The organism is Sinorhizobium garamanticum, from assembly GCF_029892065.1.
Taxonomy (GTDB): Bacteria; Pseudomonadota; Alphaproteobacteria; order Rhizobiales; family Rhizobiaceae; genus Sinorhizobium; species Sinorhizobium garamanticum.
This window is the reverse complement of record NZ_CP120373.1, coordinates 1237501-1258651: the sequence shown is the minus strand read 5'-3', so window position 1 is coordinate 1258651 and position 21151 is coordinate 1237501. Positions and strand designations below refer to the sequence as shown.

17 protein-coding genes (1 of these 17 cut by a window edge) are annotated in these 21151 nt (G+C 63.7%); 10 read left to right on the top strand and 7 right to left on the bottom strand.

Translation table 11 applies throughout. The features are described from left to right. Positions 1-325: 325 nt before the first annotated feature. The 9 genes from hslV to PZN02_RS05925 all read left to right on the top strand — a co-directional run bounded on the left by hslV (position 326) and on the right by PZN02_RS05925 (position 11650). Positions 326-883: an ATP-dependent protease subunit HslV gene (gene hslV / locus PZN02_RS05965; RefSeq protein ID WP_280660676.1), complete on the top strand. Its 558-nt coding sequence runs from the start codon at positions 326-328 to the stop codon at positions 881-883. Then, entirely contained in the window at positions 873-1391 is a 519-nt protein-coding gene (locus PZN02_RS05960) for a GNAT family N-acetyltransferase (protein ID WP_280660675.1), read from the top strand. Before hslV ends, PZN02_RS05960 begins: the two co-directional genes overlap by 11 nt. Continuing rightward, complete coding sequence (gene hslU, locus PZN02_RS05955) at positions 1388-2692, top strand: ATP-dependent protease ATPase subunit HslU (protein WP_280660674.1); 1305 nt, start codon at positions 1388-1390, stop codon at positions 2690-2692. The genes PZN02_RS05960 and hslU overlap by 4 nt, the downstream gene beginning before the upstream one ends. Before the next feature lie 195 nt (positions 2693-2887). Then, positions 2888-3838: a DUF1402 family protein gene (locus PZN02_RS05950; protein WP_280660673.1), complete on the top strand. Its 951-nt coding sequence runs from the start codon at positions 2888-2890 to the stop codon at positions 3836-3838. 114 nt (positions 3839-3952) lie between these two features. Then, a complete protein-coding gene (locus PZN02_RS05945) occupies positions 3953-5353 on the top strand; it encodes a cytochrome P450 (protein WP_280660672.1) in 1401 nt (466 codons plus the stop codon). Positions 5354-5633: 280 nt separating this feature from the next. Beyond that, positions 5634-6842 (top strand): helix-turn-helix domain-containing protein, encoded by a 1209-nt coding sequence (locus tag PZN02_RS05940; protein ID WP_280658725.1) that lies wholly within the window; start codon positions 5634-5636, stop codon positions 6840-6842. 219 nt (positions 6843-7061) lie between these two features. Beyond that, the gene (locus PZN02_RS05935) at positions 7062-9065 is read left to right on the top strand and encodes a hydantoinase/oxoprolinase N-terminal domain-containing protein (RefSeq protein ID WP_280660671.1); all 2004 of its coding nucleotides are present in this window, start codon (positions 7062-7064) and stop codon (positions 9063-9065) included. A gap of 211 nt (positions 9066-9276) precedes the next feature. After that, entirely contained in the window at positions 9277-9492 is a 216-nt protein-coding gene (locus tag PZN02_RS05930; RefSeq protein ID WP_280660670.1) for a hypothetical protein, read from the top strand. After that, entirely contained in the window at positions 9479-11650 is a 2172-nt protein-coding gene (locus PZN02_RS05925; protein ID WP_280660669.1) for a malate synthase G, read from the top strand. The genes PZN02_RS05930 and PZN02_RS05925 overlap by 14 nt, the downstream gene beginning before the upstream one ends. Positions 11651-11909: 259 nt before the next feature. On the opposite strand, the gene PZN02_RS05920 is transcribed toward PZN02_RS05925, so the two are convergent. Continuing rightward, the gene (locus PZN02_RS05920; RefSeq protein ID WP_280660668.1) at positions 11910-12584 is read right to left on the bottom strand and encodes a L,D-transpeptidase; all 675 of its coding nucleotides are present in this window, start codon (positions 12582-12584) and stop codon (positions 11910-11912) included. Positions 12585-12783: 199 nt separating this feature from the next. Between PZN02_RS05920 and PZN02_RS05915 the strand changes: the two genes are divergently transcribed. Next, complete coding sequence (locus PZN02_RS05915; RefSeq protein ID WP_280660667.1) at positions 12784-13311, top strand: MmcB family DNA repair protein; 528 nt, start codon at positions 12784-12786, stop codon at positions 13309-13311. Between the two features lie 42 nt (positions 13312-13353). On the opposite strand, the gene PZN02_RS05910 is transcribed toward PZN02_RS05915, so the two are convergent. The 6 genes from PZN02_RS05910 to PZN02_RS05885 form a co-directional block, all read right to left on the bottom strand. After that, complete coding sequence (locus PZN02_RS05910) at positions 13354-13938, bottom strand: ActR/PrrA/RegA family redox response regulator transcription factor (protein WP_280660665.1); 585 nt, start codon at positions 13936-13938, stop codon at positions 13354-13356. 98 nt (positions 13939-14036) lie between these two features. Further along, positions 14037-15338, bottom strand: a complete 1302-nt coding sequence (locus PZN02_RS05905) for an ActS/PrrB/RegB family redox-sensitive histidine kinase (RefSeq protein ID WP_280660664.1) — start codon at positions 15336-15338, stop codon at positions 14037-14039. 98 nt (positions 15339-15436) lie between these two features. Continuing rightward, positions 15437-17896: an ATP-dependent helicase HrpB gene (gene hrpB / locus PZN02_RS05900; RefSeq protein WP_280660663.1), complete on the bottom strand. Its 2460-nt coding sequence runs from the start codon at positions 17894-17896 to the stop codon at positions 15437-15439. After that, positions 17896-18561, bottom strand: coding sequence for an ATP-binding cassette domain-containing protein (locus tag PZN02_RS05895; protein WP_280660662.1), 666 nt, complete (start codon positions 18559-18561; stop codon positions 17896-17898). Before PZN02_RS05895 ends, hrpB begins: the two co-directional genes overlap by 1 nt. Further along, the gene (locus tag PZN02_RS05890; protein ID WP_280660661.1) at positions 18562-20280 is read right to left on the bottom strand and encodes an ABC transporter permease; all 1719 of its coding nucleotides are present in this window, start codon (positions 20278-20280) and stop codon (positions 18562-18564) included. Beyond that, positions 20264-21151, bottom strand: the 3' portion of a protein-coding gene (locus PZN02_RS05885; RefSeq protein ID WP_280660660.1) for an ABC transporter substrate-binding protein. 339 nt of this gene lie beyond the right edge of the window; the window shows 888 of its 1227 coding nt (coding positions 340-1227); the start codon falls outside the window, past its right edge; its stop codon occupies positions 20264-20266. The genes PZN02_RS05890 and PZN02_RS05885 overlap by 17 nt, the downstream gene beginning before the upstream one ends.

Genomic DNA, 21151 nt, shown 5'->3' with positions numbered 1-21151 from the left:
TCGCGTCACACTTTTTCCCTTACCGTTCCAGAGCCGCTCCATATCAGGGGAGGCGCGAAATATCCAGAACTGTCACGGAAATTCGACCGTTCGCGGACAACGGAAAGGAAGATCGCCGGGAGTCCGCAGCACCAATTGCATTCGCGCGGCGTGCACTTACATAGGCGTCAAGCAACCAGGCTCGCCTGCAGCGACATGCGTCCAGCTGGACGCGCAAAGGGCGCTGTAGCACTCTAGAGTCGCTGCATGATCTTGCCCTTGAATTATTCCGATTTGGGCAGTCGTGCAGTGGAGCCGCAACGCCCGAGGGCCGATAGGTATCTTCATGAGTGAACACAATCCCTATGGAACGATGCATGCGACCACCATCATCACGGTGCGCAAGGATGGCAAGGTGGTGATGGCGGGCGACGGTCAGGTCAGTCTCGGCCAGACCGTCATGAAGAGCAACGCCCGCAAGGTCCGGCGCCTGTCGAAGGGCGACGTGATCGCCGGCTTCGCCGGTGCGACGGCGGATGCCTTCACACTGCTCGAACGGCTCGAGGCCAAGCTCGAGCAATATCCTGACCAGCTCATGCGTGCCGCCGTCGAGCTTGCCAAGGATTGGCGCACGAACAAATACCTGCGCAATCTCGAGGCGATGATGCTCGTTGCCGACAGATCCATCACGCTGGCCATCACTGGCAATGGCGACGTACTCGAACCCGAACACGGCACGATCGCGATCGGCTCTGGCGGAAACTATGCCTTGGCCGCCGCCCGTGCGCTGATGGACAGCGACAAGTCGGCGGAAGAGATCGCTCGGCGCGCGCTCGAAATCGCAGGCGATATCTGCGTCTACACCAACCACAATTTCGTGGTGGAGACGCTGGATGCCGAATGACGGGGTCGATGTCAGTTTCCTGTCCGTAGCCGACAGCCACCTGTCGATGCTGCATGGCTGGCTTTCCGAGCCGCATGTACGCCAGTGGTGGGGCGACCCGGACAAGGAGCTGGAATCGATCCGCGATGGCTGCGCGAGCGGCGAAGTGGAGGGCTTCATTTTCCATATCGATGGAAAGCCTGCCGGATACATTCAGTCCTGGACGCCGTCGCAATATGACGAGCCCTGGGCGAAGGACCTGCCGTCCGACACGCCCGGGGTGGACATCTTCGTGGGCCCGCCCGAAATGACTGGAAAAGGCATCGCCGCCCTGGCGCTCAAGGCCTTTGCCGAAAGACTGTTCGAAAATGGCGCCGCCCGTATCGTGATCGACCCCGACGCCGGCAACCGCCGCGCGATCCGGGCCTATTCGAAGGCAGGCTTCGTGCCCTTTGGCGAATGGATAGATGAGTCCGGCCGGACACTCCTGATGGAGCTGACGCGGACGGAGTTTGAGAGGAATTCATGACCAACTTTTCACCCAGAGAAATCGTTTCGGAGCTCGACCGCTACATCATCGGCCAGAAGGACGCGAAACGCGCCGTGGCTATTGCCTTGCGCAACCGCTGGCGGCGCCAGCAGCTTGACGACGATCTGCGCGACGAGGTGATGCCGAAGAATATCCTGATGATCGGCCCGACCGGCGTCGGCAAGACGGAAATCTCCCGGCGGCTGGCGAAGCTCGCCGGCGCGCCCTTCGTCAAGGTCGAAGCCACCAAGTTCACCGAAGTCGGCTATGTCGGCCGTGACGTGGAGCAGATCGTTCGCGATCTCGTCGAGGTCGGGATCACGTTGGTGCGGGAGAAGAAGCGTGCCGAAGTCAAGGCGAAGGCCCATCAGAACGCCGAAGAGCGTGTGCTCGACGCCCTGGTCGGCGCGACCGCCTCGCCCGCGACGCGCGATTCCTTCCGCAAGAAACTGAGGGCCAACGAACTCGACGACAAGGAAATCGAGGTCGACATTGCCGAGACCGGCGCACCAGGCGCCTTCGAGATCCCGGGCATGCCGGGTGCCAATATCGGCGTCCTCAACCTTTCCGAAATGTTCGGCAAGGCGCTTGGCGGCAGGACCAAGAAGGTCAAGACGACGGTCAAGGCCTCCTATGAACTTCTGATCAACGACGAGTCCGACAAACTGCTCGACAACGAGCAGATCCAGCGCGAAGCCATGTCGGCAGCCGAGAACGACGGCATCGTCTTCCTCGATGAGATCGACAAGATCGCCGCCCGCGACGGCGGCATGGGTGCCGGCGTATCGCGCGAAGGCGTCCAGAGAGACCTGCTGCCGCTGGTCGAGGGCACGACGGTCGCGACGAAATACGGGCCGGTGAAGACGGATCACATCCTCTTCATCGCCTCCGGCGCGTTCCACGTCTCCAAGCCGTCGGATCTGCTGCCGGAGCTGCAGGGTCGCCTGCCGATCCGCGTCGAGCTGCGCGCGCTGACCAAGGAGGATTTCCGCCGTATCCTGACGGAGACCGAGGCGAGCCTCATCCGCCAGTACAAGGCGCTACTCGATACGGAGGAAGTGAAGCTCGATTTTACCGAGGATGCGATCGACGCACTCGCCGAGGTCGCTGTCCAGCTCAACGCCAATGTCGAGAATATCGGCGCACGTCGCCTGCAGACGGTGATGGAGCGTGTTCTCGACGACGTTTCCTTCAATGCGCCGGACCGTGGCGGTCAGACGGTGATGATCGATGCGGAATATGTCCGCAAGCACGTCGGCGATCTCGCCGCCAACACGGACCTGTCACGCTATATTCTGTAACCTCCGGCATGCCGGAGCAACGCAAATTCCGGCACTCGCTGAATTGTGAGGCGCCCGTCCCTCGACAGGCGCCTTCATTTTTTCTACAGCCATCGGCAATCGATCGAAGGCCGGGCATTATTCCGACATGATCTTGCCGTAGGGGCCGCGCGCTCGAATGACCGGGGTTCCGGAGTTTCATAGGAAGAACAGATCGTGCGTCTCACCGCCTGCTTGCTCGTCATCGCCACGCTTTGCCTCTCTGCCGGCCCGGGAACAGCGACGGGAATCACCATGGTTCCGGAGGGAAACCGTCACGTCGAGCAGCCGAAGATACCGGGCGCTTCGGTTCGCCGCACGAAAGCGGGCCGAACCTCCTTCGATGCGAAATATGAGAAAGTGCGTGATCTGCTCGCAAGCGACCGGCAACTCGTCGGCAAGATCAAATCGGTCGCAGGTGCCTATGGCATCGCGCCGATCCACATGATCGGCGCCATCGTTGGCGAGCACACCTACAATGTCGATGCCTACGACCGGCTGCAATCCTACTATGTCAAGGCGGCCGCCTATGCCGGCAACAGCTTCCAGTTCGGCCATGACGGTGAGAGCGTCGCCGAGTTCGTCACCCGTCCGCAATTTGCCGCCTGTGCCGGCAAGAACGGCTCCTATGCGCTGTGGAGCTGCCGTGAGCGCGTGTGGGACAGCGAGTTCCGCGGCCGTTCGGTCGGGGGGCAATCCTTCCCCGACAACCGCTTCAGCGCCGTCTTCTTCCAGCCTTTTTTCGCCGGCCAGACATTCGGTCTCGGCCAGATCAATCCGTTGACCGCGCTGATGCTGACGGACATGGTTTCGCGCGTTTCGGGCTATGAGCGCCTGGATGAGAACAACGCCGCCTCTGTCTACGAGGCGATCATGGATCCGGACGTCTCGCTCGCCTATATGGCAGCCTCGATCCGCCACTCGATCGACGCCTATCGCTCGATCGCCGGCATGGACATCGCCAACAATCCGGGTCTGACGGCGACGCTCTACAATGTCGGCAATCCGGACCAGCGCGCCGCGGCGCTCGCAGCGAAAAATCAGGGCGGCGAAGTTCATTGGCCGGAGGAGAATTATTACGGCTGGCTCGTCAACGACAAGCTCGCCGAACTGGAGAGCCTGCTCTAAGCGTGGCGGCGCGCCGCTCGTCCGCGCCGCTCAGTTCATCGTGATTCACGTGAAGCATCTTCCTCGATTGCGCCGTATATTGTTGCATTGGTAGACGATCGAGAAAGGCCCTCCATGGACACGCGACCGGAACCCTTCGAGCCGCCCGCGCCCGAACCCCGCGTCGGCATCCCCTCGCGGCTGCAAATCATCCGCACGGTCTTTCGCAATCCGCTGGAACTCTGGGGCGAGCCCTCCTACACGCTGCCCTGGATCGAGACGAAGTTCATCAATCAGCGCACCCTGATCGTCAATGATCCTGGCCTCATCCGCCACGTTCTCGTGGAGAATGCCGGCAACTACGAGATGGCGAGCGTGCGGCAGCTGATCCTGCGCCCGATCCTTCGCGACGGCCTGCTGACGGCGGAAGGGGATGTCTGGAAGCGGTGCCGCAAGGCGATGGCGCCCGTTTTCACGCCGCGGCACGCCAAGGGTTTTGCCGGCCAGATGCACCGCGTCTGTGAAGAGTTCGTTCAGCGATACGAGCGCGCCGGTACAGAGCCGTTGGTGACGAATGTCGCCGTCGACATGACCGAGCTTACCTTTGAGATCCTCGCCGAAACCCTCTTTTCCGGCGAGATCGCCGTCGAAAAGCAGGGCTTTGCGGGCAATGTCGAGGAGTTGCTGCACCGGATGGGTCGCGTCGATCCCATGGACCTCTTGGTTGCGCCGCCGTGGGTGCCGCGCCTCACTCGCATCGGCGGCAAGAAGGTCCTGAACCGCTTCCGTTCCATCGTTTCCGACACGATGGCGCAGCGTCGGCGGCGCATGGCGGAGGAACCCGATCGCGTTCCGAATGATTTCCTGACGCTGCTGCTGCAGCTAGAAGGACCCGAGGGTCTTGCGACGTCCGAGATCGAAGACAATATCCTGACCTTCATCGGCGCCGGGCATGAAACGACGGCGCGGGCGCTCGCCTGGACGCTTTACTGCATCGCCAATACGCCGGCCTATCGCGAGGTGATGGAACGGGAAGTCGACGAGGTGGTGACAAGCGGCGCTGACCCGGTCGAATGGCTTGATCGCATGCCACATGTGCTTGCGGCCTTTGAGGAGGCGCTGCGGCTCTATCCGCCCGCGCCGTCGATCAACCGCGCGGCGATCGAGGAAGATGAGTGGACATCGCCGGCAGGCGAATACGTCCGCATCGAAAAAGGCATAACGGTGCTGATCATGCCTTGGACGCTCCATCGGCATTTGCTCCATTGGCAGAAACCCCGCGCGTTCATGCCGGAGCGCTTCCTCCCCGAAAACCGAGAGAAGATCAACCGGTTCCAATATCTGCCCTTCGGCGCGGGCCCGCGCGTCTGCATCGGCGCGACCTTCGCCCTGCAGGAGGCGGTCATTGCGCTCGGCGTGATGATGCACCGTTTCCGCTTCGATCTGACCGAGGCGACCCACCCTTGGCCCGTGCAACGGCTGACGACGCAGCCGAGGGGCGGCCTGCCGATGAGGGTGTCGGTGCGGGCGAGATAGTGTCTTCGGGCTGGCGAGCCTGCACCCCCCGCCGGGCATCTCCCCCACAAGGGGGGAGATCGGCGAGCGGTGATGTCCCGCGCGACCAATCACGCTGAGTGCTTAGCGAAGAGCTTGCGACTTCGGCCCTTGCGCGCTCACTGTCGGGCAGGGGGCCGCTCCGGGCCAATCTCCCCCCTTGTGGGGGAGATGCCCGGCAGGTGTCCGAACCGGATAGATGGGTGACAGAACGGACCGTTTACATAGGTGACAGTTTTCTTTGCGCCGGGAGGTCCCGGCGATGGTTTGGAGAGAGACTGGCATCATGGACGAGCGGCTGAAGTTTGTCGGGGAATGTCTGGAGGGCGAAGAGACGATGACGGCGCTGTGTGCGGCCTACGGGATTTCGCGCAAGACCGGCTACAAATGGCTGGGCCGCTATCGCGCGCTTGGGCCGCAGGGTCTGCTCGATCTGCCGCGGGCACCGCTGGCGCATGGGCGGGCAACGCCTGAGGAGCTGGTGGCTCGGATCGTGGCGGAGAAGGAGGCGCGTCCGTTGTGGGGTCCGAAGAAGGTGCTGGCGCGGCTGCAGCGCACCGAACCGCAGCTGAGCTGGCCGGCGGCCTCGACGGTTGGCGAGATCCTGAAGCGGCATGGTCTTGTCGGGCGCCGGCGGGGGCGCTGGCGGGCGGCCGGCACCGGCGCGTTGGCGCCCGTCAGCCACCCCAATGCGGTGTGGAGCGGCGACTACAAGGGCTGGTTCCGGACCCGCGACGGGCGGCGCTGCGAACCGCTGACGGTGATGGACGCAGCCAGCCGGTACGTGCTGGCACTTGAAGCCTGCGCAACGCCGTCGGAGGCGGAGGCCTGGCCGGTGTTCGAGCGGCTGTTCAAGGAGCACGGCCTGCCGGACCGCTTCCGCAGCGACAACGGCTCGCCCTTCGCGGCGACCGGCGTCACCGGACTGACGCCGCTTGCCGTGCGCTTCATCAAGCTCGGCATCGGACTTGAGCGCATCACCCCGGGCAGACCGCAGCAGAACGGCCGCCACGAACGCTTCCACCTGACGATGCTGCCGCTGGCGGCGACGCCGGAGGCCGACCAGGCGGCGCAGCAGGCCGCCTTCGACGCGTTTCGCAAGAGCTACAACGACGAGCGCCCGCACGAGGCGCTCGCCATGGCGGTGCCGGCCACCCAGTACCGGCCGTCGCCGCGGCGCCTGCCCGATCACCTGCCCGAGCCCGACTATCCGGCCGCGGCGGCGGTGCGGCGGGTGCGTTCCAATGGCGAGATCAAGTGGAATGGCGACCTCGTCTATGTCGCCGGCGCGCTGGCCGGCGAGGCCGTCGCCATCGAGGAGAACCAAGAGGGGACCTGGACGCTACGCTTCCACACCCACCCGCTCGGCATTATCGATCGAAAGACCAGGCGACTTGTCCGCCCCAGCGCCGTGCAACCCCGACCAGCCGGCGCCGGGGCGGACACCGCTATGCAGGGGGGAGAAGTGTAACCCATGTATCCGGTTCAAAGTGTTACCCATCTATCGGCTGGACACAGGGCAGAGGGGGTATCAACACCCGCACCCTTGCAGTCTGATTGGACGCTGCACCGACCAGACGCGCAAACGTCGCTCTCACGCGATGGTTTTTCCCGGAAATATGCCCTATCACCGGACGATCCTTCCACGTTCGGGGCTCCTCCCGATCCTCAACACTGGACTGAGCAGAAATTGACCTCGCATCTTCTTCTCGGCATCGACACCGGCGGAACTTATACCGACGCTGTTCTCTTCAGCGAAGCAGCGGGCGTCATCGCCAAGGCCAAGGCGCTGACGACGCGCCATGATCTGGCGGTCGGCATCGCCGGAGCGGTGGAATCCGTTCTCGAAAAGGCGAGGGTTCCGGTCACCGCGATCAGCCTTGTTTCGCTCTCCACAACGCTCGCCACCAACGCGCTGGTCGAAGGGCAGGGCGGCAGGGCGGGCCTGGTGATGATCGGCTTCGGTCCGGAGGATTTGAAGCGCGACGGCCTGCTCGAGGCATTGGGCTCCGATCCCGTGCTTTTCCTGCCCGGCGGGCACAATGTCCATGGTGGCGAGACGCCGCTCGACATGAGCGCGCTCGACCAGGCCCTGCCGAAACTTGCGAACCAGGTCTCGTCCTTCGCGATCGCCGGCTATTTCGCGGTGCGCAATCCGGCGCACGAGAAGCGCGTGCGCGAACGCATCCGGGAGGTTTCGCACCTGCCGGTGACATGCAGCCATGAGCTTTCGTCGAAGCTCGGCGGCCCGCGCCGCGCGCTGACGACACTTCTCAACGCCCGGCTGGTGTCGATGATCGATCGGCTGATCGGCTCCTGCGAGGATTTCCTCAAGCTCCGCGGCATTCACGTGCCGATGATGGTGGTGCGCGGCGATGGCGCGTTGATCTCGGCAGCGGAAGCGCGACTGCGGCCGATCGAGACGATCCTTTCCGGGCCGGCTGCAAGCCTCGTCGGCGCGCGGCATCTGACCGGCCTTGAAAACGCCGTCGTCTCGGATATCGGCGGCACGACCACGGACGTCGCCGTTCTTGAAAAGGGCCGTCCGAGGCTCGACGCCGATGGCGCCGTCGTCGGCGGGTTCCGCACCATGGTCGAGGCCGTCGCCATGCGCACGTATGGGCTCGGTGGCGATTCGGAAGTGCGCATCAACGATCGCGGCCTCAAGGCGAAGATCGATCTCGGTCCGCGCCGGTTCCTGCCGTTGAGCCTCGCGGCGGCTTTGCACGGCGATGCCGTGATCTCCGTGCTCGAAAAGCAGTTGCGCGCGACACATGCGGGACGCCACGACGGCCGCCTCGCGGTGCGGACCGGTCTGCCTGATCACCTCGCAAGCGGCCTTCAGCCGCAGGAACAGGCACTTTACGATCGGATCGGCACGGTGCCGGTGGCGCTCGCGGACGTACTACTCAGCACGCCGCAGAAGGCGACGCTCGACCGCCTCGTGGCGCGCGGGCTGGTGCATATCTCAGGCATCACACCGTCGGATGCGATGCATGTGCTTGGCAGGCAGGCGCAGTGGAACGCGGCGGCGGCCCACCTCGGCCTCGAGATTGCGGCACGCATGAAAGATGGTTCCGGCCAGCCGATCGCCCGGTCCGCCGAATGGCTGGCGCAGATGATCGTCGAGCGGCTGACGCGGCAATCCTCGGAAGTCATCCTGCAGGCCTGCCTCGGCGAGGATGGCGCCGGCGCCATCGACCCCGCGACGTCGCTTGCTGTCGACCGCGCCCTGAAGCGCGAGCCCGGCATTGTCCGCTTTTCGATCGGGCTCGATCGGCCCCTCGTCGGTCTCGGCGCCTCGGCGCCCGTTTATTATCCTGATATTGCCGAGATGCTCGGTACGGATGCAGCGATACCCGCGGAGGCGGACGTGGCGAATGCCGTCGGCGCGGTGGTCGGGCAGGTCAGGGCCTCCGTCACCGTGTTCGTGACGACGCCTGAAGAGGGCATCTACATCGTCAACGGCGCCGGCGCGAGCGAACGCTTTGTCGATCAGGAGCAGGCTTTCGGCGTCGCCCGGCACCGCGCACAGACCATGGCGCTCGAAACCGCCCGCGCGAACGGTGCCGAGGAGCCGGCGGCGACGATGTGGGAAGAGATCGACGCGCCGGAGATCGAGGGCGGCCGCAAGCTGATCGAGGCGCGGTTCATCGCCTCCGCCAGCGGCCGGCCACGCATCGCGCATCACTAGATCACGGTGATTTGGGTTCGAATCGACCCAAAATCATGGGCGTGATCGATTCCAAAAAGTTTGCGCGGGATGCGGGCGGAAACCGCGCATATTTCCTCATCTCGCCTGATCTTTTCCAGTTTGGAAATAATTCTTCGCATCCTTGCGGAATTGACAGTGAATGATTTGATGGGAAACTGCCTTGTCACGAGCGGGATGAGGGAAAGCAAGAATGCTTCCCAGAAACATCCCGCTCTTGTTATTCGAGCAATTGCAGGAAGGGCTAACGGTTTTCCGCCCGGAGTTGCGTCAAATCAAGGAGATGGATCACCGCTTCAATGAAGCAGTGATCCAAATAATCGAATCGATGGGCTTGGATCGACCTGATCCCGGCGTATCGTTGTCCAAAGTCGAGATATTGCAGGAGTTGCCGCATGGGCCGCGTTGAAAAGTATGGTTTGAAGATCGATGCCGGTCTCCATGATTTCCTGGTCGACGAGGCAATGCCCGGTACCGGTGTCGAGGCGGAACGGTTCTTTTCGGCACTATCGGACCTTGTTCACGAGTTTGCCCCGAAGAATCGCGCGCTCCTCGCCAAACGCGACGATATGCAGGCGCAACTTGACGCCTGGTATCGCGATAACGGCGCGCCCGTCGATCTCGACGCCTACGAGGCCTTTCTGAGGCAGATCGGTTACCTTCTGCCGGAAGGCCCGGCCTTTTCGGTCTCGACCGCGAATATCGATCCCGAGATCGCGACGATCGCCGGACCGCAGCTCGTCGTACCGGTGATGAATGCGCGCTATGCGCTGAACGCCGCCAACGCCCGCTGGGGCTCGCTCTATGACGCGCTCTACGGCACCGACGCAATTCCCGACACCGACGGCGCGGAGCGTGGCAAGGGCTACAATCCGAAGCGCGGCGCCAAGGTTATCGCCTGGGCTCGGGACTTTCTGGATGCGAGCACTCCGCTCGCCAAGGGCCGCTGGAGCGACGCGGCCGGTTTGACCGTTGCAGGTTCTGCGCTTGCGATCGCGCTTGCGGACGGCACGAATACCACGCTCGCTGATCCGTCTCGCTTCGCCGGTTATTCCGGCTCAGCCGAAGCGCCGTCGGAAATCGTTCTGCGCCAAAACAATCTTCATATCGTCGTCGTTCTCGATGCGACGACGCCGATCGGCAAGGAGGATCCGGCTAACGTTTCCGACATCATCCTCGAATCGGCGATCACCACGATCATGGATTGCGAGGACTCCGTTGCCGCCGTCGATGCCGAAGACAAGGTTGTCGTCTATCGCAACTGGCTGGGTCTGATGAAGGGCGATCTCGAGGAAGAGGTTTCCAAGGGCGGCAGGACATTCACCCGCAAGCTCAATGCCGATCGTCTCTACACAAGCCCGAACGGAGCGGCGCTGACGCTGCCCGGACGCTCACTGATGCTGGTGCGCAATGTCGGCCACCTGATGACCAATCCGGCGATCCTCGACCGCGACGACCGCGAGGTCCCGGAAGGCATCATGGACGCGATGGTCACGGCCCTGATCGCGCTTCACGACATCGGACCGAATGGCCGCCGGGCGAATTCGCGCGCGGGTTCGATGTATGTCGTCAAGCCGAAGATGCACGGGCCGGAAGAGGTTGCCTTCGCCTGCGAAATTTTCGCGCGCGTCGAGGCGGCGCTGGGAATGCCGGCAAACACCATGAAGATGGGCATCATGGATGAGGAGCGGCGCACCACCGTCAACCTGAAGGAATGCATCCGCGCCGCCCGCGAGCGCGTCGTCTTCATCAACACCGGCTTCCTCGACCGCACCGGCGATGAGATCCACACCTCGATGGAAGCCGGCCCGATGATTCGCAAGGGCGACATGAAGCAAGCGGCGTGGATCGCGGCTTATGAGAACTGGAACGTCGACATCGGCCTCGAGTGCGGGCTTTCCGGTCACGCGCAGATCGGCAAGGGAATGTGGGCGATGCCGGACCTTATGGCGGCGATGCTCGAACAGAAGATTGCCCATCCGCAGGCGGGCGCGAACACCGCCTGGGTGCCATCGCCCACGGCGGCGACGCTGCATGCGACGCACTACCACCGCATCAACGTCGCAGAAGTTCAGGAGGGCCTGAAGAACCGGCCGCGCGCCAAGCTCGGGGACATTCTTTCGGTGCCGGTGGCGGCGCGGCCGAATTGGACCGAGACCGAAATCCAGCGTGAGCTCGACAACAATGCCCAAGGGATTCTCGGCTATGTCGTGCGCTGGGTCGACCAAGGCGTCGGCTGCTCCAAGGTGCCGGACATCAACAATATCGGCCTGATGGAAGATCGCGCGACCCTGCGCATTTCCGCGCAGCACATGGCGAACTGGCTGCATCACGGCATTGTCAGCGAGATGCAGATCGTCGACACGATGAAGAGAATGGCGGCCGTCGTCGACCAGCAGAACGCGGAAGATCCGAATTATACGCCGATGGCCGGCCGCTTCGACGAATCGATCGCTTTCCAGGCCGCGTTGGACCTCGTGCTCAAGGGACGCGCGCAGCCGAACGGCTACACCGAACCGGTCCTGCATCGCCGTCGTCTGGAACTGAAGGCGAAGCTAGGAGCATAAGCGGGCCCCTCATCCGGCCTGCCGGCCACCTTCCCCGCAGGCGGGGAGAAGGTACGATTCCGCACCTTGCTGCCTCGTGGATGACAACAGCGCCGCAAGGGCGTCCCCTCTCCCCGCACGCGGTCCGCACGTGGAGGGAAAGGGCTAGTCCTCGGGGTTAAACCCGAGGAGAGGGGCAAATCTGCGCGAGCATACGCCGAAAAACAAAAAGGCCGCCGGCATCGACCGACGGCCCTCTCAACATCAAATTGCTACAGCGTTACTGCTGAACAACGACTCTTGCGCCCTTGCCCGGCCGGACACGCGAATAGAGATCGATGATGTCCTGGTTCATCAGCCGGATGCAACCCGACGATGCGGCCGTGCCGATCGACGCCCATTCCGGCGTTCCGTGCAGGCGGAAGAGCGTATCCCGGCCCTCGTCGTTGAAGAGATAGAGGGCGCGTGCGCCGAGCGGATTGCTGATGCCAGGGCCCATGCCGTCTTCGACATATTTGGCGACTTCCGGCTTGCGCTCGGCCATTTCCTTCGGCGGATGCCAGGTCGGCCATTCCTGTTTCCAGGCGACATAGGCCTCACCTTCCCAGGCGAACCCGGCCTTGCCGACGCCGATGCCGTAGCGCACCGCCTTGCCGCCGGGCAGGACGTAGTAGAGGAAGCGATTCGGCGTGTTGACGATGATCGTGCCCGGTCGTTCTTTGGTCGCGTAGTCGACGATCTGGCGATGGAAACGCTGATCGACGCGGTTGATCGGAACAGCAGGCAGCGCGTAACCGTGGTCCTCGACGGCGCCATAATTGCCGGTAAAGATTTGATTCGTCGCAATCTTCTGGCCCTCGGGAGCAGGGCCGGTTGTGGACGTCGTTTGCGAGCAGCCGGCGAGGGCAACGGTGGCGGCCAGGCTGCACAAAAGGATAGCGTTGCGGAAGCGCATGGGGGTCTCGTGAAAGGAAGTAAGGAAATACGGGAGGGAGGGTGCCCGGCCGTCAGCGCCATCAGCTTATTTTCGATTGCATCGCGCCGCGCAAGGGACTGCGTCGCCGCAATTTGGCCGAAAAGTGTAAATTCCGTGACGATTGCTTTTTTGCAACAAAACGGCGGCGTGGAGGCGTCGAAACGACGAGAGTGAAACGATGACGATCCTATCGATCCATGGAGACAATCCGCTGGCCGACGGGCGCCAGTCCGAACGGGCGATGAAGGTGCGGCGCGGCGTTCAGCGGCTGCTTGCGGAACTGCGGCATTCCGTCTTGCCCGAGCTGACGCTCGCAAGCGGCAGACGCGCCGACCTCATTTCGCTTTCCACAAAGGGCGAGATCTGGATCATCGAGATCAAGACGTCGATCGAGGATTTTCGCGTAGATCGCAAGTGGCCCGAGTATCGGCTGCATTGTGACCGGCTGTTTTTTGCGACGCATGGCGAGGTGCCGCTGGACATCTTTCCGGAAGAATGCGGCCTTCTCCTTTCCGACGGCTACGGAGCGCATATGCTGCGCGAGGCCCCGGAACACCGCCTGGCGCCGGCGACGCGCAAGTCTGTCGTCCAATCATTCGCCCGGACTGCTGCCCAGCGACTGATGCTCGCCGAATGGGCGGCGGAGCGAAACGGGGAACTCGGCGATTCCATTCGCGACATCATCGGCGGTTCGCGCGACGGTTAGGCAGGTGCGTGCACCTACACTCCAAGAATCGCCGACAGATGATTATTTCGGGGCACGCTTCGCCAGAATACGCTGCAGCGTTCTGCGGTGCATGTTGAGCCGGCGGGCCGTTTCCGAGACGTTGCGTTCGCACATCTCGTAGACACGCTGGATGTGTTCCCAACGGACCCGGTCGGCTGACATCGGATTTTCCGGCGGCTCCACCCTCTCGCCCTGGCGCTGGACGAGCGCGGCGAAGATGTCGTCGGCGTCGGCCGGTTTTGCGAGATAGTCGACCGCGCCGAGTTTGACCGCATTCACGGCGGTGGCGATATTGCCATAGCCTGTGAGCATGATCATTCGCGTGTCGTCACGGCGCCCGCGGATGGCTTCGATCACATCGAGGCCGCTGCCGTCGCCGAGCCGGAGATCGATGACGGCGTGCTTCGGCGGGTTGCTCTTGGCCTTGGCTATGCCTTCGGCGACCGACTCGGCAATATCGACCGTGAAGCCCCGCGCTTCCATCGCCCGCGCAAGACGGCGCAGGAACGGGCCGTCGTCATCAACGATCAGCAGCGTCCTGTCCGGGCCGATCAGCTCGGCATCCGGAGACTGTGCACTCGGCGCGGTTGTCGATTTCTCCGTCATTTCTTCCAATCCCTGAGCAAAAACATGGCCTGAACAATACCGTTTTCGCTGAAATTATGTGGGTTTTCCCGTGACCGTCTTCAATAAACTGCCAAAAGTCATTTCGCCAGTTTCGTATCCATCAGGGCGCGCGGCCATTCGACGCTGACGCGCGCACCGGGGCTGCCGTTCTCGAAGCGCAGTCGGGCCCCCGAGCGCTCCAGCAAGGTCTTGGCAATGAAGAGGCCGAGACCAAGGCCGCCGGCGCTGTCGTCTTTCTGCCGTTTGGTGACATAAGGCTCGCCGATGCGCATGAGGATGTCCGGCGAGAAGCCATCGCCATCATCCTCGATCGTCACCCTGACGCGCTCGGCCGTATGCTCCGCCGTGACGGTCACCTTCTTGCGCGCGTAATCGACTGCGTTTTCGAGCAGATTGCCGAGCCCGTAGAGAATGCCCGCATTGCGGATGCCGACCGGCTCCGAGGCGCGATCGCCTTTTTCCTTGAGCTCGATCTCGATCCCGAATTCGCGGTGAGGGGCCATCACCTCCTCGATCAGCGAGGAAAGCGGCAAGAGCCGCATGTGCTCCTCGCTCTCGGATGAAAGCGTCGTGAGCCGCTTCAGGATATCGCGGCAGCGTTCGCTCTGGCTGCGCAAGAGGTGCACGTCCTCGCCGAAGCGGGGGTCGTCGCCGAGCTCGCGCTCCATCTCCTTGGCAACGACGCTGATGGTGGCGAGCGGCGTTCCGAGTTCGTGCGCGGCGGCGGCGGCCAGACCGTCGAGCTGCGACAGGTGTTTTTCGCGCTGGAGCACAAGCTCGGTTGCGGTCAGCGCTTCTGAAAGCTCGCTCGCCTCCAGCGAGACCCGGTAGGTGTAGAAGGCGGCAAACGCCGTCATCGAGACGATCGCAAACCAGATGCCCGCCGTCAGCACCCGCGGGATCAGGAGAACGGTTCCGGGATACCAGGGCAGCGGGAAGGGCGAGAAGGCAAGCGCGGTAACGCCGATGACGGCAAAGCCCGCCAATACGATACTGTGTGGCTTCGGCTGGGAAGCGGAGGAAATGATGACCGGCACGCAAAGCAGCGGCGCGAAGGGATTGGCGAGGCCTCCGGTGATGAAGAGCAGTGCCGTCAATTGGGCGAGATCGAGACCGAGCAGCGCGAAGGCGGCCGGCGGCGTCAACCGGTGCGTCGGCGGAAAGCGGATCGTCAGGAAGGTGTTCAACAGTGCCAGGGTCGCGATCAGCGCCAAAGATGGAACGAGCGGCAAGGGAAACTGCAGCCACAGCGCGGTAATGATGACCGCGAGCGACTGGCCGCCGACGGCCAGCCAGCGCAGGCGGACGAGCGTCTGTAGTCTGAGGCTGCGATTGCTGTTCATGTCATTGTAGTCGAGTGCCATTGCCGCTGCCGCCATGCTGCCGCTTTCCGCTTCACCGCTGCGTCCGCCGGATGGGGATCGCAGCTTTCATATTATGCCTCAAAGCTATCCGATCCCGGAACTATACCGTGGTTTCATGTACCACGCGGCTTGGCGCGTGTCGTCGGCATCGCGTTCGCCGGGTCCTCCGGCCAGGGATGCTTCGGATAGCGCCCGCGCATGTCGGCTCTTACGTCCCGCCACGAACCGCTCCAGAAGCCCGGCAGGTCACGTGTCGTCTGGATCGGGCGGTGGCCGGGGGAGATGAGTTCCAAGAGTAGCGGCAGCCGGCCATTGCCGATCGTCGGATGCGCTTTCAGGCCGAAAAGTTCCTGTACGCGGATCGAAAGCAAGGGCTCGTCGCCGTCGTAATGGATGGGATGGCGGTGCCCGGTCGGCGCTTCGAAATGCGTCGGCGCGAGCTTACCGAGGTCGCGCTGAAGATCGTAGGGAACGAGCGACAGCAGACCTTCTGCCAAATCATGGGCCTTGATCCCGTCGATGCTGCCGGCGCCGTGCTGAAACGGCACGAACCAGTCGTCGAGGCGCGCAAGTAATGCCTCATCCGAGACGCCCGGCCAGGGTTCGCCGATCGACCTATGGAGAAAGCCGATACGGTCGCGCAGCTGTGCCGTTTCCTTCGAGAAAGGCAGCACTGCAAGCCCCATTTGACGAACGCCGTCGGCGAGCGCGCGTGCGGCCGCTTCGCCGCTCGGGCGTGAAAGCGGCGTTTCCTCGAAGATGATGGCGCCGAGCCGGGTGACGCGGCGCGCGCGCACCTGGCGGCTCGTTCGATCGAAGAAGATCTGCTCCTCGCGCCGGATCGCCTCCGGCATATGCGCCTCGACGTCCGCCCTGGTGATTTCTGCGGCTGCCAGCACGCGCTGCGCTCCCGCCCTTCCGGTCAGATCGGCGATGACCAGCATTCCCGCCGCGGCAAGTCGTTCGGTTTCCGGTACTTCGGCGCCCCGTCCGTTCGCCATGACAAAGCGTCCGCGGCCGCCGCGCTGGAGCGCGATCCGGTCGGGAAAGGCGTGCATCAGCAACGGCCCGGGCAGCGCGCTTTGGCCATTGCTCTTCTGTGCCTTGAGGTCGGCCGCCATGCGTCTCGCCAGGCCCCGTGCGGCATCGGCGCGATCGCCGCGGTCCGCGCGGAACCGGCGCAGCCGCTCCTCGAGGTCGAGACTGTCGCCGCCGAGGCCCTGCTCGGTCAGCATCACCGCCAGCAGGCAGGCCTCCTGCGCCTCGCCCTCTTCGGCCGCCGAGACCGCCATTGCCGCCAGCCGGACGGGCAGCGCGAGGTCGCGTATCCTACGGCCGTGCGGGGTCAGCGCACCGTTGGCGTCGAGCGCTCCAAGCTCGATGAGCAGGCTGCGCGCCTCGCGCAACGTCGTCTCTGGCGGCGGATCGATGAAGGCGAGCGCGGATGGGTCGGCAACGCCCCAATGGGCGAGGTCGAGCAGAAGGCCCGAAAGATCGCTCGCAAGGATCTGCGGCGGCGTGAAGGCCACAAGGGCTGCGGTCTGGCCCGGGTGCCACAAGCGTATCGCGATTCCAGGCTCGGTTCGCCCGGCGCGCCCGGCGCGCTGATCGGCGGATGCCCGCGATACGCGCACGGTCTCGAGCCGCGTTATCCCTGTCGAGGGTTCGAACACCGGCAGCCGCTGCAGGCCACTGTCGACAACGATGCGCACGCCGTCGATGGTGATCGAGGTCTCTGCGATCGACGTCGCAAGCACGATCTTGCGCGTGCCGGCCGGTGCCGGGCGGATCGCCGCATCCTGCTCTTTCTGGCTCAAGTTGCCATAAAGCGGCACGATAGCGGTCTTCTCGTCGAAACGTCCGGCGAGACGCTCGGCGGTGCGGGTGATTTCCCCCTGGCCCGGAAGGAAGGCGAGGATCGACCCCGCCTCGGATCGGTGTGCTTCTACGATCGCCCGCGCGACCGCGTCCTCGGCGCTCTCGCCGGCGTTCCTGTCCTCGTAGCGAATATCGATCGGAAAGCTGCGGCCCTGGCTTTCGATGACGGGAGCATCACCAAGCAGCTTGGCGACCCGCGCGACGTCGAGTGTTGCCGACATGACGACGATCTTCAGGTCGTCGCGCAAAGCGGATTGCACGTCGAGCGCCAACGCCAGGCCGAAATCGGCGTCGAGCGAGCGCTCGTGGAATTCATCGAAGAGCACGGCGGAAACGCCGGAGAGTTCAGGGTCGTCGAGGATCATCCGGCTGAAGACGCCTTCGGTCACCACCTCGATCCGGGTCCGGGCCGATATTCTGTTGTCGAGCCGCATGCGATAGCCGACTGTCTCGCCGACCTTTTCTCCGAGCAACTCGGCCATCCGTCCTGCGGCTGCACGAGCGGCGAGCCTGCGCGGCTCCAGAAGGATCACCTTGCCGCCTTTGAGCCAGGGCTGGTCCAGAAGAAAGAGCGGCACAAGCGTCGTCTTGCCGGCACCCGGCGGCGCCGAGAGCACCACGGACGGCGCCGCTTTGAGCGCTTCGCCTATTCGGGGAAGAATGTCACGAACCGGCAGCGGCGGGAGATCGCGCATCAGGCCTCTGCCTCGCTGCCGATGGCGATCACCCTGCCGCCGGCCGCCTCCGCATCCGCGCCGTCATGGGTCACGAGAATGATTGGCACGCCGGCCGCTTTCGCCTTGGAGAAGACCAGCGCGCGGGTCTGCTGCCTGAGTGCCGCGTCGAGTTTCGAAAAAGGTTCGTCGAGCAGGAGGTAACGCGGCGCCGAAATGAGCGTTCGCTGCAGCGCCACCCGTGCCTTCTGGCCGCCCGAGAGCGTTTCCGGATCGCGATCGAAGAAGCCGGCGAGCCCGACCTGTTCGAGTGCCTGCTCGGCGAGCTGCCGTCTCATTTTATGTCCTTTCACCGCCTGCGGTATTGCGAACAGGATGTTGCCGCCGACGGAGAGATGCGGAAAAAGCAGGGGATCTTGAAACAGGACGCCGGCGCGGCGTTCGTTTGCCGAGACGTCGGTCAGGTCGCTGTCTCCGATCAGAATTCGACCGCTCACACGGAAGGCCGGATCGAGAAACCCGCCGGCAAAGGCAAGCAGGGTCGATTTGCCGGAGCCGGAAGGGCCCATGACGGTCAAAACCTCACCGGGCATCACCGTCGCCGATACGGACAGCAACGTCCGTTCCGCAAGGCGGATCGTCACGTCCGCCAGCGTGAGCGGCATCGGGTCGTCAACTGCCTGCATTCACATCCTCATTGCGCGACGGTTGCGGAATAGCAACTGGGGGCCAAGCGACGCAACGAGAAATGCGAGAAACGGGAGAGCCGCCTGGACGAGCGCATAGACGCCGATTACACGCCGGTCGCCGCCGGCCGAAAGAGCAACCGCCTCGGTGGTGATCGTTGTCAGGCGTCCTGCTCCGATCAGCAGCGTTGGAAGGTAAAGGCTGACCGACACCGAAAACCCGACGGCAAAGGCGGTGAGGCAGGCTCGAAACAGGAGAGGCAGCCTGATCGTCATAAGAACCCGCAGGGGCGATTTCCCGAGCCCGGCGGCTATCTGCTCGAAGCGTGGATCGAGTTCGCGCCAGGGTGCCGACAGCGACAGAAGGACATAGGGCAGGACGAACAGCAAATGCACCGCGAGAACACTTGGAAAAGCGGGAGTGAAGCCGATCGAGATCGCCAGGATCTGCAGACCGAAGACAAAGCTGATCTCGGGTACGACGAGCGGCAGATAAAGAAGCTTGTAGCTTGCACCGTTGCCGCCCCGGCCAGCGCCATTTCGATGAAGCAATGAAATCGCGATAACCAATGCCAGCGCCGAGGCGGTGAGGGCGAGGGCGACTGTCGCAAGGAGCGGCTCAAAGATCTGTGGCAGCGTGCGCAGCCAGATCTTGGCCGTGATCGCCCCGGGCAGTGCTTTTGGAAACGGCCAGAGACCGGCGACGGACCAGATGAAGAGGGCGCCCAGTCCCGAAAATATGATGCCGGCGCAGCCGGCCATGGCCAATCCTGATATTGCCCGGGGCAGCATGTCCTGCCGCAGCCGCGTACCCGCAAGCGTCAGCAAGGTTAGCGCGAACTTTCCGAGCCGTTCGAGCGCGAGCCAAATTCCGATCGCCGCAAAGACGATGAAGAGTTGCAGCAATGCGCCGGCGGAGGCAAGGAATCGCATCTTGAGATCGTGGTCGGCCGCCCAATGGGCGATGCGCACAGGCAGCGTCGCCGGCAGCTGCGGGCCAAGGATCATCGCGACGTCGACCACCGAGACCGAATAGACGAGCACGGCGAAGACCGGCAGCCGGATCTGCCTATAGAGCATCGGCCAGACGCTGATCAGAAAGCCGGACAAGCGTCCGTAGCAAAGCGCCGCCATCAGCTGCCTTGCCCTGCGAAGGGGAAGTTGCGGCAAGCCAGCGAGCGTCACCAGGAAGAGGAAGGGAACTTCCTTGGTGACGAGCCCCGCGATCATCGAGAGCGCCATGGGGTCGTTCGGCAGAAGCCAGTCCGGCGGCCGCGTGAAGCCGGTCAGTTCCGGCGAGATCAGTCGGAGAAGCAGCCCGGAAGGCGCGATGAGGAACGCAAGAGCAAAGGCTGCCGCGGCGTGTGGAACGGCAAGCAGCGGCGAAACCAGATGGTGGACGCGGGCAAAAATCGGCGTGCCGGCAAAGCCCGCAATGAAGGTTCCGACAATTGCGAGCGCCGCAAAGGTGGTGATCAGGCCCGCCGCCAGGGCGACGAGGACGGAACGATGGATGTGCGGCTGGCCGGCAAGCTCGGCGAGATGCGCCGTCGTCGGACGAAATCCGCCGAGAGCCGGCAGGTAGCCGAATGCCGGCAGGATCGTTCCAGCGACCCCCGCCAAGACCGGCAGTCCAAGGATGATGACGAGAAGGCCGTTGCCGGCGGTCAGGTACGTGACCCCTCGGTCTTGATCCGGCCGCCTAGTTCGCTGCCCCATATCGCCGGATCCACTCTGCCTCGATTCGCGTCATCCAGTCCGGGTGCGGCTCGTCGAGCGCAGGTCCAAGTTGGTCGGGGCCGAGCGTCGCGGCGCCGAGATCAAGCGCTTCGAAGGCCTGCCGCTCGGCGGCCGGCAGCTTCGCCAGCGACAGGACGGTCGGGTCGCCCCAGATTTTCGGGTCCTGCTTGCGCAGCTGCGCCTCGGGTGAGAGCAGGAAATTGGCGAAGAGCAGCGCGCCCGCTTTCGCCGAGGCATTGTACGGGATCGCAACGAAATGCGTGTTGCCGAGCGTGCCGCTCGAGAAGACGAAAGAGCGGACGCTGTCAGGCAGCTCTCCATTGGCAATCGCCGCCGAGGCCTCCGCCGGGTTGAAGGCGAAAATGATGTCGAGCTCGCCGTCGGCGAACTTCTGTTTCATGTCGGGGTAGTTCTGCGGATAGGCCTTGCCCTTGCGCCAGAGCAGCGGCGTGACCTCATCGAGATAGGCAAAGAGCGGAGCGACGTCCGCGGCAAAGGTCGCTTCGTCGACGGGCCTTTGCAGCGTGGCTTTGTCGTGGATCAGCTCGGTCAATACCTGTTTTAGGAACGACGTGCCGACGAAATCCGGAGGCTGCGGATAGGAGAAACGGCCGGGATTGGCCTTCGCCCATTTGAGCAGATCTGCGGCCGAATCGGGGAGCTCGCCGCTCGGGGTCCGCGCCGAATCGTAGAAGAAAACGAGCTTGGCGCCGCCCCACGGACTTTCCAATCCCTCGGTCGCTATCGTGAAATCGGTGAGAACTGTCGGCTTGGCCTCATGATCGACATAGGCCCAGTTCGGCAGTTTCGTCGCCCAATCGGGAGAAAGGAGCAGGCCTTCGCGCCTCAT